13 protein-coding genes and 1 riboswitch are annotated in these 14,208 nt (G+C 68.5%); of the genes, 6 read left to right on the forward strand and 7 right to left on the reverse strand.

Features of this window, described 5'->3' with window-relative positions; all coding sequences use genetic code 11:
* Positions 1-399 precede the first annotated feature (399 nt).
* The 4 genes from E3O54_RS05375 to E3O54_RS05385 all read left to right on the forward strand — a co-directional run bounded on the left by E3O54_RS05375 (position 400) and on the right by E3O54_RS05385 (position 3,791).
* Positions 400-1,032: a vWA domain-containing protein gene (locus E3O54_RS05375; RefSeq protein WP_134401108.1), complete on the forward strand. Its 633-nt coding sequence runs from the start codon at positions 400-402 to the stop codon at positions 1,030-1,032.
* 296 nt (positions 1,033-1,328) lie between these two features.
* Positions 1,329-1,676, forward strand: coding sequence for a hypothetical protein (locus tag E3O54_RS16605; RefSeq protein WP_198411432.1), 348 nt, complete (start codon positions 1,329-1,331; stop codon positions 1,674-1,676).
* A gap of 35 nt (positions 1,677-1,711) precedes the next feature.
* Positions 1,712-2,131, forward strand: a complete 420-nt coding sequence (locus tag E3O54_RS16610; RefSeq protein ID WP_198411433.1) for an ice-binding family protein — start codon at positions 1,712-1,714, stop codon at positions 2,129-2,131.
* Between the two features lie 876 nt (positions 2,132-3,007).
* A riboswitch (cyclic di-GMP riboswitch) is annotated at positions 3,008-3,081 on the reverse strand.
* Positions 3,082-3,353: 272 nt separating this feature from the next.
* Positions 3,354-3,791, forward strand: a complete 438-nt coding sequence (locus E3O54_RS05385; RefSeq protein WP_134401109.1) for a phosphohydrolase — start codon at positions 3,354-3,356, stop codon at positions 3,789-3,791.
* Positions 3,792-3,999: 208 nt separating this feature from the next.
* Here the strand turns inward: E3O54_RS05385 and E3O54_RS05390 are convergent, their stop codons facing one another.
* Entirely contained in the window at positions 4,000-5,961 is a 1,962-nt protein-coding gene (locus tag E3O54_RS05390) for a hypothetical protein (protein WP_134342163.1), read from the reverse strand.
* A gap of 158 nt (positions 5,962-6,119) precedes the next feature.
* Entirely contained in the window at positions 6,120-6,911 is a 792-nt protein-coding gene (locus E3O54_RS05395) for a nuclease-related domain-containing protein (RefSeq protein WP_166790082.1), read from the reverse strand.
* Positions 6,912-7,027: 116 nt separating this feature from the next.
* Between E3O54_RS05395 and E3O54_RS16245 the strand changes: the two genes are divergently transcribed.
* Entirely contained in the window at positions 7,028-7,198 is a 171-nt protein-coding gene (locus E3O54_RS16245) for a hypothetical protein (RefSeq protein ID WP_166784810.1), read from the forward strand.
* Between the two features lie 28 nt (positions 7,199-7,226).
* Here E3O54_RS16245 and E3O54_RS05400 read toward each other — a convergent pair whose 3' ends face one another.
* Positions 7,227-8,027 carry a nuclease-related domain-containing protein gene (locus E3O54_RS05400; protein WP_134401111.1) on the reverse strand — a complete coding sequence of 267 codons (801 nt, stop codon included), beginning with the start codon at positions 8,025-8,027 and terminating at the stop codon, positions 7,227-7,229.
* 138 nt (positions 8,028-8,165) lie between these two features.
* The gene (locus E3O54_RS05405) at positions 8,166-9,023 is read right to left on the reverse strand and encodes an SDR family oxidoreductase (RefSeq protein WP_134401112.1); all 858 of its coding nucleotides are present in this window, start codon (positions 9,021-9,023) and stop codon (positions 8,166-8,168) included.
* Between the two features lie 168 nt (positions 9,024-9,191).
* On the opposite strand from E3O54_RS05405, the gene E3O54_RS05410 reads away from it, so the two are divergent.
* Entirely contained in the window at positions 9,192-9,791 is a 600-nt protein-coding gene (locus E3O54_RS05410; protein ID WP_134401113.1) for a hypothetical protein, read from the forward strand.
* 277 nt (positions 9,792-10,068) lie between these two features.
* Here the strand turns inward: E3O54_RS05410 and rraA are convergent, their stop codons facing one another.
* From rraA to E3O54_RS05425, 3 genes are all read right to left on the reverse strand, one after another.
* Complete coding sequence (gene rraA, locus E3O54_RS05415; RefSeq protein WP_104099347.1) at positions 10,069-10,533, reverse strand: ribonuclease E activity regulator RraA; 465 nt, start codon at positions 10,531-10,533, stop codon at positions 10,069-10,071.
* 99 nt (positions 10,534-10,632) lie between these two features.
* Positions 10,633-11,742: an o-succinylbenzoate synthase gene (gene menC, locus E3O54_RS05420; protein ID WP_104099346.1), complete on the reverse strand. Its 1,110-nt coding sequence runs from the start codon at positions 11,740-11,742 to the stop codon at positions 10,633-10,635.
* A 183-nt stretch (positions 11,743-11,925) separates the two neighbouring features.
* Positions 11,926-14,196, reverse strand: coding sequence for an alpha-galactosidase (locus tag E3O54_RS05425; protein WP_134401114.1), 2,271 nt, complete (start codon positions 14,194-14,196; stop codon positions 11,926-11,928).
* Positions 14,197-14,208 lie beyond the last annotated feature (12 nt).

Consider the following 14,208-nt stretch of genomic DNA (forward strand, 5'->3'; position numbering starts at 1 on the left):
TTTTGCCAAAATCCATCCCAAACACACCGGAAAGCCGAATTTTCGCCAGAATCTCCGTCGAATTGGTTCGACGTCGAGCATCCGTGCTTGCCAGGCTGGGCAGGCCTGCGGGCTCGCGGGAACGACAGTTCCGGTCGAGTTCGGCCCGCAGACCTGTCGCACTCGACCGAAGGTGTCGAGCTCGGCAGCGGATGGCCAGAGCCGCACCGCACCACCGCCGCACCGCACCACTGCCACACCGCCGCCGGCACCACCGCCGCACCACACCACTGCCGCACCGCACCACTGCCGCACCGCCGCCGGCACCACCGCCGCACCACCGCACCACCGCCGGCACTGTCAGTGGCTCCTGAGACTCTGAAGTACTCCCCACGAGGGAGCCTCAACCAGGAGGTACAGATGACTGATCCCAACTACACCGCTCTGCTTCTCGTGATCGACCGGAGCGGCTCGATGTCCGGCATCCGTGACGACATGGTCGGCGGCCTGACCGCGATGCTTGCCGCACAGGCCGCCGAGCCGGGCCTGCTCACCGTGGATATCGTGACCTTCGACGACGAAATCGAGCACACCCACACCCTCGCCGACCCGAGCGATATCACCGTCGAGCTCGACCCGCGCGGCATGACGGCGCTGCACGATGCGATCGGCATCGCCGTCACGGAGTTCGGCGAGACGCTGCGGGTGCTGCCCGAGCACGCGCGTCCCGGCACCGTGCAGGTCGTGGTCGTGACCGACGGCGGCGAGAACTCGAGCAGCGAATACTCCGCGGATGCCGTGCGCGCGCTGATCAACCGGCAGACCGAATCGTACAGCTGGGACTTCGTGTTCCTCGGCGCCAACCAGGACGCCGTGCTCACCGGGGCCGCACTCGGCTTCGACTCCGCCAGCTCCATGACCTTCGCTGCCGCGTCGAGTGAGGTCGCCGCGATGAGCGCGAACCTCGGTCGCTACGTGACGGATGTGCGCAAGAAGGAGAAGCGCGGCTTCACCTTCGAGGAGCGCATCGAAGCCGGAGGTGATGGCGTGTAGGCAACGATTGGGTGAAGTTCAGGAGGCCGGAACCCCTGTTGGCGGAGTGCGTGAAAACTGCCCCTAGTCCCGGATTCAGACAGATTCGATTCGTTGGAAGCGGTCCCGTGGGGCGTGCGATGGTGTGCGTGGAGGACGCCCGCTTGCCGTGGGACCGGGGGCTCTATTCGGGGTGAAGTCGGCCCTGGTAGGCCCTGTCGGCGCGAAGAAACCCGACGTGTAGCGTCGGGGACCGCTCCCACAGCGGCCCTGTCCCAGACCCGCATCGTGCGGGACTGGCGACAGGTAGTACCACCATGTTCCACTTCTACGAATCATCCGTCGGCACTTCCCTAGCCCGCGCATCCACGGCCCGCAGGCGGGTTCTGGCACTGCTTGTCGTCGTCGCCGTGGTCGGCGTCGGCAGCGCCGGACTGGGCGGAGCGGCCGTCGCCGGCTCACTCCCCCAGAGTCCGGTCGAGCTCGGCACGGCGGACTCCTTCGCGATCCTGTCGAAGACCGGCGTGACGAACGTCTACGCATCCGCAGTCAACGGCAACGTCGGGGCCAGCCCGATCACCGGCGACGCGGTGCTGCTGACCTGCCCTGAGGTCATGACTGGCACCATTTCACTGTCGACGCCGCCGGTCCGCCGTGCGCGGTGACGGACCCGAGCTTCCTGAGGACATCCGTCGGTGACATGGAAATCGCCTATTCAGACGCGGCGGGGCGCACGAACCCTGACTTCATCGACCTTGGTGCCGGCGAAATCGACGGTCTCACGCTCAAGCCCGACCTCCACAAGTGGAACACCGACGTGACCATCTCCAGTGATGTGCGCCTCACCGGCGGCCCGGACGACGTCTTCGTGTTCCAGATCGCCGGCAACATCGACCTGGCCTCGGCCAAGAACGTGACCCTGGTCGGCGGAGTGCAGGCCAAGAACGTGTACTGGCAGACCGCCGGTGCAGTTTCGCTCGGCACCACCGCGCACTTCGAGGGCACGATCCTGAGCAAGACCATGATCGCGATGAAGACCGGCGCGTCGATCACCGGCCGGTTGCTGGCCCAGACCGCCGTCACGTTGCAGAGCAACTCTGTGACGAAGCCGGCCCTGTAACCACCGGTCGGCCGTATTCGGGAACCGGTTCGGCGGCATCCGTCGTCGCCCGATTCTCGGGCACCAGTCCACAGCCGCCCGCGCGAGTGTGGCCAACTCAGGAGAAACCGCCACCGCGGCCGAAACTTTCCCGCGTTTCCGGGGCTGCCGGGCAGCATCCGCCCGCATCTCCTGAGTTAGCCACGAACGCACCGGCTCCGCTCACGACGGATGCCGATGGGCGGCTCACGGGCGGCGTCGGAACCCCGCGCGGGGTTTACTCCGCTGCGCTGGAGGCGCGCCACGGGCGCAGCGGCGCAGCACCCGCGCAGCAGCGCAGCAGCGCAGCAGCACCAGCGCAGCAGCAGCGCAGGTTGAACAGTCCGAGCATGAGCCTGGGCGCGGTGACCCGCCTGGTCAGCGGCGGGGCCGCCACAACCTTCCAGCCTCGGCGATCGGAGCGGCGAAGAGGCCCGGTTGACCGGGAGGGGCCCGGCGTGCACGGAGGTGCTCGGCGGCGGGTTCTGTTACCGGTCCTTGATTCTGCATATGTGCGGTTCAGTGCCTGCGTCGGTGCAGTCCTTGAGAGTGGTGTTCCCGGGTGAGTCAGTCGTTCTCGGTTCGGCGAGCCGGGCTTCTCAGCGCGGGCCGTGCCAGGGAGTGAAACAAGCATGCGATCGGGAACCGAACCCGAATCGATTCCCGATCGCACTGCCAGATCAGGACGAGATCCCTAATCTCGCCCGGCTTCCACCGTTGCAGTCGTGCGCCTACCCAAGGGGACGACAAAACGGAGGTGTGTCCACCGCGCCACGAGACGACAGAGACGAGGCTGAACGGCCGCATCTGGTGTCGGCCTCGAGGGAGGTGAGGTTCATCTGGGGCGGTTCCTTTTCATTCGGTAGGCCGGCTGACCCGAGGGTTCCGTGCCTTTGCGACCCCGCCTCACGACGGGTGTGCCCTTGCGATTGACGTGAAGGTGACCGTCACTCCAGCGACCAGTCGGTCACCTGAAAGAAACCTATCAGCCAGGTTCGGCGCGCAACCGGCGAGGCTAAAACTTTCGCCGCTCGAGGGCCCCCCAAATCGAGGGGTGCGTCCGGCACAGACTCGGGGTGACGGATGCCGAAGCGCGCTTTCCCGGCGCCGAACTCCTAGCAACGGGCGAAGGCCCGGGCTAACGTTGCAGTCGTGGGCGGAGCCGCTCACACTGCTCTGTTGTAGTGCTAAGAGGGGGGTCTCCATGACGGTCACCACAGGCGGTACCTACGTCGCCGCGGCAAAAACAATCGCCACAACCGCACATCTGGGCCAGGTCGACAAGCTCGGCACCGCCTACATCGACCATCCCCGTCGCGTTTCCGAGCGCCTCAACGATCCCCTCGAGCAGGCCACCGCCTGGCTGCACGATGTGCTCGAAGACTCGAACATCACCCGCCACGACCTGCTCAAAGCGGGCATCCCGGGCGGTATGGTCGAGGCCGTCACGGTGCTCACCAGAACGGATGCCGTCAGCGACGCCGACTACTACGCCGGCATTCGCGCCAACCCGATCGCTCTCGCCGTGAAGCGCGCCGACATCGCCGACAACCTGGAGCCCTGGCGGGTGGAACAGTTGGACGCGAGCGCGCAGAAGAGGCTCGCGGTGAAATACGGGTCGGCGCTGGCGGCGCTGGGTTAGGCCGGCTCGGGGCTCCCTGCTGCGGTCGAACCACGCTGCGGTCGACTCACGCTGCGGGTTGACCCCCTGCTGCGGGTTGACCCGCGTCGGCCTCCGTGCCGTCATCCGACACCGTTTCCAGAGTGCCGGTGACGCAGTGACCCCAGTGCACCAGCGGGTGGGAATCCGTCCGGACGATGGGCTTGATGCAGTCCGTCCCGGTCGAGGCCTAGGCTTCCATGTCGTCGTGGGTGACGATGCGGCCCAGCTCGATGCCGCCATCCGGGAGCTGCCAGAAGTGCATTCGGCGCGCGGCGGGGGTGTTCTGCTCGATCGAGACGCGCATGCAGCGGGCGCCGTCCCAGCGCAGCAGGTGCGGGTCGGCCGGCCCTGCGCCTTGGCGCAGCGCGTGCAGGTGCCGCCCCTTGAGGGTCTTCACCCGGCCGGTGAGCACGTCGACGGATGCCTTGAACGCCTTGGCCAGCTGGCCGTCGTCGAGCCCGGCGAGAGATTCGGTGAACCGCTCCCCCAGCACGTAACTGTGCGGCAGCTTCCATTCCTCGCGGTCCGATTCCGGAACCCGGTCGACCCAGGCGAGGAGGATCTCATGCCGCACCCAGCCGGAGGGTTCCTCCCAGGCGGCTCGCCGCGACTCGTATTCGCTGACCGCGGAGTGGGTGGGGACGGTGCGGCGGGATTCGCGCAGCATCCGTCGTTGGGCCCGCTGGTCGTCGCGCAGCTCCGCGACCGTGTGGCGCAGGGTGGCGAGTTCGACGAGGGCATCGCGCAGTTGCAACTGTGCGGAGCGGGCCTGCTCGCGCAGTTTGGCGAGGTCGGAATCGGTGGCGCCGGCCTCGGAAAGCTGGTTCTCGAGACGCACGATGCGGGACTTCGCCTCGGCGAGGGACAGCTGGGTCGATTGCAGCGCGGAGTGTGGCGCGGGAATGGGCGTGGGCGTGACCCGGAACGGGGTGGCCCCCGTTGTAACCGGACGCAGGGCGTGCACGCGGCCCGGCCCCGGCGATGGGCGCGGGTGAAGGCGGTCCGATGTCGGGCCTGCTGTGATCAGGACCGTGACCCCGGAGACGCCGGCCGCATCGAAGACCCCGGCAGCACCGGAAACGCCGGAACCACCGGAAATGCCGATACGGGCGACCCCCGCGGCGCGGCGGGCCGATGCGGAGGCACCCACGAGCGCGGACTGGCTGTCGAGTTCGACCACTGCGGCGGCGCCTGCGTCTTCCTCGACCTGAGGCAGCAGCGGACGATTTTCCTGCAGCCAGGGAGGTCCATTCCGCACGGCACACAGCGACGGCAGAACGGTTTCGTCGTCGTCGACGTCGCTCAGGCACAGGTGCAGGGCACCGCTCGGCAGGTGGATGACCCGGGCCGCCACGACGTCACCCTCGGAGAGCAGGGCATCGACCTTGTCAAGCGAGTTGGCCGAGATATCGGCCCGGGTGATCGTGAGCGCCAGATGCGGGTGCAGGGCCAGAACCGCCCGCTGCGCACTGACTTTCTGCACCAGAGCGAGCGTGATGCTGCCGTGCGGGTAGCGCTTCGCGATCGTGGCCACGGAGGGCGGCTTGATCTCGACATTGAGACGATGGGTGGGTGCGTCGAGCGCGCCCTGGATGCGCTGACCGGTCTGCAAAGTCCAGTCGAGGGGTACCGGCGGGTAGGTCAGCTCCTGCCAGACGGTGGCCATGCCGCCGCCGTCGAGTTCGACCAGGGCCCGGGAACCGCCCAGCATGAACCCCTTGACGGTGCCGTCCACGGTGATGACGGATGCCGGGGCGAGCGCGAAGAGGCCGGCCTGATGCGCGTGGGCGAGGGCATCCGTCACCAGCTGATCGGTGGCGTGTTGCGGGTCGCCGTGCGTGAACCGAAGCCGGGAACGGGCCAGGTCGGCGAACGCGTCGCCGACGGGGAAGGAACGGCCGGCGCTGCCGTAGACCTGGAACTGGGCCGGGAGCAGATCGCCGAGCTGGCGGGTGAGCTCGCCCGTCTCGATCAGGAAGACGCGCGCGACGTCGCCGATCTGGCCGGCGAGTTGGTCGATTCCGATTTCGGGCAGGCTGGTGCCGAACGGCGACGACACCACAACCCAAGGACGATCTCGGCCCGCATCGTGCAGACCGTTGGCGAGTTGTTGCACCGCGACGCTGGTCTCCACGCGGATGTACACCACTGACTCCCCTTCCAGCCTTCGTGAGAGGCTGTCTGACGAGGGTACGCCTGTCGCCTGTGAGAATGACCCCGAGCGTTAAGGTTCAGGGTGTAGGGAGCCCGAAATCATGTTTTTTTCGATGGTCTCACGGGGTCTGTCGCGGGGGTTGTCGCGGGGGTTCACGGGGACGCGAGTATCCCCACGACCAACGTCATCGCCGAGTTCAGCACGATGAAGGCGGCCACCGCTGCCACCGCCAGCTCGAGCGGCAACAGCACCGTGCGCTGCAGAGCGGCGGCGCGCACCTCGGAGTCGAGCCGAGAGAAACTTTCGATCAGGCCCTCGCCGGAACCCAGCGGCACATCGATCCACATGTCGGGGTCGTCGAGCAGTTCAATGACGCGCAGACGATCCGCCGGGCCCAGCACGATCGGCAGGGACGTCAGCCACGGAACGAGCTCGGCGGCATCGAGAACCGTCACCGGCACCGGCGATGACCGCACGTCGATGCTGCGCGCACCGACGAGGACGACCAGGGGAATCACGGGAATCGGGAGCGGACGGCGGTCTTCCAGCAGCGTCGTGACCCGTTCCGCCTCGAATTTCGCGTGACGCAGGTAGGGCACCGGCCGACTGTCCACTAGAACGCTGCGTTCCTCCACGAGCACGCGCTGGCGGCGGTGCTGTTTGGTATTGATGGTGATGACGCCGCCGGGGCCCACCAGCACGTGGTCGATGTCCCAGCCGTGTCCGCCGATCGGCAGCGCGTGGAAGACCGCCCACTCCGGCGACAACGTCGCCAACTTTTCGCCGACCACGATCTCGCCCTGGGCGCCCAGGTACCAGCCCTCACAGTTCACGCCGAGCGGGGAACGCCCCAGAAACCGGGCCCACAGGGTTCGTGGAGGAGTGCCGCTCTGCTCGCGCAGCAGCTTTTCGATCATGAATTGGGCCGCGAAGCGCTGGCGCATTCTGGTACTTTCCAACGTCATCTTTTCTGATCCCCCACCGTCGATTGTAACGGCTCACCCCAACGGGTGGCACTCCCTTTGGGGACGGGCCCGAACCGGCCACCTACGATGGTCGGATGGTAAACAACATGAAGGTCGTGCAAACTCAGCTCGGGCTGCTCGAAACCCACATCAACACGATCAAAGAGGATGCCGCGACACCCCGCGGGGTGGAGGAGTCTCTGGTGGCCATCTGCACCGCGCTCGACGCGCTGACGGACGAGGTCCGCCGCCGCCTGCCCGAGTAGGCCCCCGCTTCGGGAGCGTCGTTCTGGCTCAGGCCGTCGCGAGCGCGGCTTCGATGAGCCGGAACACGACGTAACCGGCCGCGATGGCGCCCGCCGCGGCGAACAGGACCCACAGCATCCGTCGGATGCCGGCCGATCGCACCCGCGTATCGAGCGCCGTGAACCGCTCGCGCACATCATCGGGGGTTGTGTCCGGCAGCACGTGCCACACGTGCGGGCTGTCGAGAAGGTCCGCCACCTCCTGCACCTCACCGGCCGACAGCACGGGGTGGAGCCTGACCAGCCACCGGCGCAGTTCGTCCGCGTCGAGCACTTTGACCTGCTCGGGCTTCTGCTCGATGGTGAGCAGCCGAGGGTCTACGAACACGATCACGGGCTGCACGGGCGCGACCAGCGGCATCCGTTCTCGCACCAGGCTCGTGACGCGCTCGGCCTCGGATGCGGCGTTGTGCAAATACGGCACGGACTCGCCGTCGACCCGCAGTGTGTCCCGAGCGACACGGATGTCATTGCTCGGGTGGTGCTTCGTGGTGATCGTGAAGATTCCGCCGGGTCCGACCACGAGGTGGTCGATCTCGGCGGTCGCGGAGCCGACGGGCACGGCGCGCAACGCCGTCCACTCGGGTGGGAGCGTCGCCAGGATGGAGCCCACCACAATCTCTCCTTTGGCCCCGAGATACCAGGACATGCTGTCAGCGCCGTGCGGGGATAGACCGAAGAACCCCGCGAACCGCGACCGTCGGGGCACGCTCCCCTGAACCCGCAGCAGCTGCTCGGTGACTGACAGCGCCGCGAGGCTCTCCTGCATCGTGGCACTGTCCACCGTCATCGCAATCCCCTTTGCTGACTCGAATCTAGCGACTGGGGACGGGGAGCACGCAGTCCCCGAAGGGGGGTGTCGACGGCGTGGCGACTGGCGCACCGGGTTCGCCCGCGATGCCGGTGCCGATGCGGGTACCGGTGCGGCCTACGACCAGACGTCGCGGTGGTCTGTGGCGAACTGCCGGAAGGTGGTTGCCGGATCGCCCGAGAGCCGCCGGATCACCCGGTTCGGGCACGCGGAAACCCCCAGGCGCACCACCCGGTAGATCATCTTCTGCACGGCGATGAAGTCGGCCTCTGCGCCCTGCTCGGCCAACCGGGAGAGGTAGTCGTCGACGCTCGGCCGCGCATAAACGATGCGCCACCCGAGCACCTCCGAGAGGATGTCCGCCACCTGGTAGTAATCCAGCGACTGCTCGCCCGACAGCGTGTAGGCACTGCCGAGGTGCCCCGGCTCGGTGAACACCCGCGCGGCGACGCGCCCGATGTCACGGGCGTCGACGAATGCGGTGCGCGCCCTGGCCGCCGGAAGATAGATCTCGCCGCGCTCCCGGATGCCGTCACGGTACACGGTCGACAAATTCTGCATGAAGAAGTTCGGTCTCAAAAACGTGTACGGGGCCCGCTGACGCCGCAGGTGCTTCTCCACGGCGTGGTGGGGAGTGGCCGGGTTGAACTGAACACCCTGCAGGGAGAGAAAGACGATCTGGCGGATGCCGTGCGCCAGCGCCGTGTCGATCACCGGGATCAGGGTGTCCGCCACGTTCGCGATCGCGGGCGGGCGCAGCAGGAACAGCCGGTCGACTCCGGCGAAGGCGCCGGCCCACCCGGTCGGGTCGGAGAAATCGAAGGCACGGGGTGTGCCGGCCGGCGGGTCCAGGGCGAATTCGGAGCCGGCCGGGTTCCGTACCGCGGAGATGACGCTCTCGCCGGTGGACGCGAGCGCCGCGGCCACGGCCCGGCCGACGGTTCCGGAGGCACCGGTGACGAGGATGCTGCCCATCAGATGCCCGTGGAGTCATCGCGAGCCGGGGTGGGAGAGGAGCCGGACATGAGTCACACCTTTCGTCGAATGCATTTAGTTTAGCCACTAAGGCAAATTGACACGGTGGAGGGCGCGGCGGCAGGAACGGTGGCATCCAAGCCGCCCGGAGTCCCCCAGACTGGGGGTGTGAATGCAATCAGGGTGCCCGGAATCCGACAGTCAACCTGGATCGCGGCTGCGGTGGCCGCCACGGTCGCCGTGGGTGCCGGTGCCGCCGGAATCGCGGCCGCCACGGGTCTCGGCGACGACGAGACCACCCTGACCGACACCGAGCTGGCGCGTGCGAGTCGCGCGGCCCTGACCGAGGTCGGGCCAGCCACGGTGACGGATGCCCAGCGCGGCCCCGCCGAGTCTCACGCGCTTTCCGAGTCCTCCGAGTCCTACACGGTCGACACCCGACTTCCGAACGGCGTCGAGGTCGCGGTTCAGCTCGATGAGACCTTCACCGTCGTGTGGGTGAGTGCACCCAGCTGGAGCGGCGACGCGGCATCCGTGGCCGAACCCCGCGTGCTGACCGCTGCGGAACTCGCAAGCGTCGACCGCACGACTGCCGGCCAGGCGGCCCTGGCCGAGGTCGGCAGTGGCACCGTGACGGACTTCCGCCGCAGCAGAGCGCTCGACCACGCCTTCGAGGTGGAGGTCACCCTCGACGACGGCACGCAGCGCGTCGTCGAGCTCACCGAGCGCAGCCAGGTCGTGAGCGCCAACCGCCCGACGCCGCGCTGAGCCGCGCTGAGCCGAGCTGCGCCGCGCTGAGCCGAGCTGCGCCGAGGTCGCCGGCCCGGGCGGCGCTGCGCCGCCCGGCCGGTACGAATCGTTAGCTCGCAGATGGTGACAAGGTGACCGGTGACGAAGTACCGTTGCCGAGTAGGTCTGAAATTGCGTACTCAGAACGAACAACAATGACGTCGGCCCCCCGCACCAGCGGCTCCACCTGAGTGAGGTTCCTCGGGTGGCGCCGCGCGTCTTGCCCGGGCGCGTGCTGTGTCGCGTCCGCTGGGCGTCACCGCTCGACGAGGATCCCGTCTTCGTCGCAGTAGATCGTGCGGCCGGGGGTGAACGTCACGCCGGCGAACCGGGCGACGGCATCCGTGACTCCAGCGCCGGCCTTCGAGCTCTTGCGCGGGTTGCTGCCGAGGGCCTTCACGCCCAGCGGCATCCCTCCGATGGCCACCCGGTCGCGGATCGCACCGTTGATCACCACGCCGGCCCAGCCGTTCTGCACCGCGAGGTCGGCGATCATGTCGCCCATCAGCGCCGTATTCAGCGAGCCGCCGCCGTCGATGACGAGCACCTCGCCGGCGGCGGGCGTCGACAGCACCGACTTGAGCAGGGCGTTGTCCTCGAAGCAGGTCACGGTGCGGATCGGGCCGCTGAACCGGGCGAGGCCACCCAGGTTCAGGAACTGGAGCGAAACGGATTGCAGGTCTTCCCCGCGCTGGTCGTACAGGTCGGCGGTCAACAGCATTGGTGTCCTCCAGGGGTCCGGTGCGGTGCAGGCTTTCTCCCTCAGGCTAGCTGCTCGCTCAAGCTCGCTGCGCTGCGGGACATCCGTCAGCCGTCAGGTCTAAAATCTGATGTCAGTGACGGATGCCGTGACGCCGGCCAGCACATCGGTCAGCACCTCCACGCCGATGCCCGGTCCCGTGGGAACGCGCAGGTGCCCGTTCTCGAGCACGAACGGCGCGGTCAGGTCCTGTTCGTAGTATCGGCTGGAGGCCGAGGTGTCCCCCGGCAGCACGAAGTTCGGCAGCCCGGCCAGGGCCACATTCGCCGCCCGGCCGATTCCGGTTTCAAGCATTCCGCCGCACCAGACGGGCACACCGTGCGCGGCCGCCACATCGTGGATGCGACGGGCCTCCAGGTAGCCGCCCACCCGCGCCGGCTTGACGTTGATGATGCTGCAGGCACCGAGGGTGATGGCAGTGGCCGCATCCCGGGCCGATTCGATCGACTCGTCGAGGCAGATGGGGGTTCTGATCCGTTTCGCCAGGTTGGCGTGGCCGAGCAGGTCGTCCTCCTTCAGCGGCTGCTCCACCAGGAGCAGGTCGAATGGGTCGAGCCGGGCGAGGTGACGGGCATCCGCGAGGGTATATGCGGTGTTCGCGTCGACCTGCAGCAGCAGCTCCTCGCCGAAGCGCTCGCGCACGGCACGCACCGGCTCGAGGTCCCAACCGGGCTCGATCTTGAGCTTGATCCGAAGGTAGCCCTCCTCCAGGTAGCCGGCCACGGCCTCGAGCAGCTCGTCGATCGAGTCCATGATGCCCACCGACACACCGGCCGGCACCGTGTCGCGCACGGCGCCGAGGTAGCCGCCGAACGAGATGTCGGCCTCCTTCAGCTGCGCGTCGAGGATGGCCGTTTCCAGCGCGGCCTTGGACATCGCGTGCCCCTTCACCGGCTCCACGGCCCCGGCGACGCGTTCGGCGGTGAGCCGGTCGCCGAGCGCCTGCAGCCTCGGGATCAGGTGGTCGCGAATCACGAGGTCGCTGCCGTCGAGGAACTCCGAGCTGTAAAGCGGACTCGTATCGGCGGCGCACTCGGCCCAGCCCTCGGCATCCGCGGTGGTCACCCGCACGATCGTGACCGCCCGCTCGGTCGACGTGCCGAACGAGGTGCGGAAGGGCCGCACGAGGGGAATGTGCACGCGCCGCAGTTCGATGTTCTCGATTTTCATGACAGTTCCTTCGGTGCGAGGGTGCCCCGCGGAGGCGGTCTCCCCGAGGCGAGTGCTTCGATGAGAGTACTGCCCGAGGCTGGTTTTTCGGTGCCGCAACCCGACCGCAACCGGGCGAAACCTGCCACGACCTGCACCGCCCACCTGCTCGGCCCGGGTGACGGATGCCTGGTCGGTGACTGCTCAGCGGCGGCCGTCGACCGCGTCGACGGTGAAGAGCGCGGCCTGCTCCGGGGCGAGCAGCGGCGCGGGCAGCCCGACGAGAGCGAGCACAGCTCCGGTCAGCGTCACTGAACCGTCGGTACCAAAAGCACCGGCGGCACCGGACGAGCCCGGCTCCGCCAGCCAGGCCGGCGGGGCATCCTGGATCGTGCGCGGGGGCACGCCGAGCGAAAGCGGTGCCACCCGGTAGCGCCGCTCGGGCGCGAGACCGGGGAACCGCATCCGCTCCGGCAGTGCCGCGCGCGGGGCGGCGAGCGCCACCTGGGCGAACAGGGCCGAGTTCTGGTCGGGCGAGACGACACCGTGCAGCTCGAGGGCCGGGTCGCTGGGGTCGGCCCGAACGACGACACCGGAGTGCAGCAGCGGCCGCAGCTGCTTGTAGCGGGCGATCCAGGTGGCGATCTGCACCCGCTCGGACTCGTTCGCGCGGGTCAGGTCCCACTCGATGCCGGCGCTGCCGAACAGGGCGGTCGCCAGCCGGAAACTGAGCTCGGAGGTGCGCCCGGTGGTGTGTGCGGTGGCCGCGCCGAGATGCCCGCCGAGGTACTCCGGCGGTAGGAGCACGCTCGAGTACCGCTGGATCTGCTGCCGCTCGAGCGGGTCGTTGGTGTCGCTGGTCCAGACCCGATCGACGCGCTCGAGAATTCCGAGATCGACCCGGGCTCCCCCCGACGCGCAGGACTCGATCTCGACGCCCGGGTGCTCGGCACGCACGGCATCGATGAGCCGGTACAGCGCCACCGTCTGCCGGTGGGCGGAGCCGGCCAGCAGGTCGCGATTGTGGTCCCACTTCAGGTAGGCGATGGGGTACTCGTTGAGCAGGGCGGTGAGGCGGGCGAACACCCAGCCGAAGGCATCCGGGTTGCCGAGGTCGAGCACGCGCTGGAACCGCCAGGTCAGCGCCGGCGACGAAACACCGACGGATGCCGAACCAATACCGGCCCCGGAACCCCCGACACCAGCCGCGTCCACCCCGCCGAGCACCCACTCCGGGTGCGCGCGGGCGACGTCCGAGTCGGCGCTGACCATTTCGGGTTCGACCCAGAGACCGAAGTCCATGCCGGCCGCGTGCACATGCTCGATCAGCGGGTGCAATCCGCCGGGCCAGGTGACCGGGTCGACGAACCAGTCTCCGAGGGCCCGCCGGTCGTCCGAGCGGCCGGTGAACCAGCCGTCGTCGAGCACGAAGCGCTCCACCCCGACCACGGCCGCCGCGTCGGCCAGGCGGGCCAGAGTCGTCAGGTCGTGGTCAAAGTACACGGCCTCCCAGGTGTTCAGCACGACCGGGCGGTGCCCGGTGATGGTCGACCAGGAACGGACCCACGGATGCAGCCGCGCCGAGAGCCCGTCCAGCCCGGCAGCCGAGTACACGGCCACCGTCCACGGGGTGGTGTGGCTCGCACCGGGGGCCACTCTCAGCTCGCCGGGAGCCAGCAGCTCGCCGCTGCCGAGCGCCGAGTAGCCCAGCGCGCTGTTCTCGGCCCAGACGTGTTTGTCGCCGCTCCAGGCCAAGTGGGTGGCCCATACCTCGCCGGTGCGGAAGCCGAACCCGGGCGTTCCGGCCGCCATCAGATAGGAGTCGTCGTGGCCGGGGCGGCCGTGACGGGACTCCCGGCTCCACACGCCGTGGCCGAGCGTACTGCGCTGCGGCCGACGCTCGTGGGTCCACAGCCCGGTGAAGTCAAGCAGTTCCCCGGCGCGGTCGGGCACCGGCAGGATGACGTCGAGCGAGCCAAGCTCGAAGGGTGCGGAGGCAGGGTCGTCACCGGTGTTGGTGAGGGTGTGGCGCAGTCGCAGCACACCCTCGACCGAGAGTTCGAGGTCGGTGCGCACGGTCACCCGGGCCGCGGCATCCGTCAGAAAGATCGTCAGGGCCTGTGTGCCGGGCAGCGTGCGGCCGGAGGCAGACGGCACGCCCGCCCGTACACCGCCCGACTGAACCTCGGTGAGGCGCAGATCGAGGGCCACGCCGCCGCACCCACCGGGCCGGAACCCGCTCACGCCCGGACGCCCGCTCCAGCCTGCCGCGAGGGTGGGCAGTAGCGAGAGCCGCAGGGGCACGTCGATCGAACTCGGCGAGATGGCCGGCACGGATGCGTCGGCCAGCGTTTCCAGCAGTTCACCGTTCAGGTCACCCAGGTCGGCACCCCAGTGCACGATGACGGGCACGCCCGTGCCGCGGGCATCCAGCACAAGGCTGGTGCCCGCGGCACGGAGGTAGGGAATCGACACAGTGGAGCTGAT

The organism is Cryobacterium sp. TMT2-4 (assembly GCF_004402575.1).
GTDB lineage: Bacteria > Actinomycetota > Actinomycetes > Actinomycetales > Microbacteriaceae > Cryobacterium > Cryobacterium sandaracinum.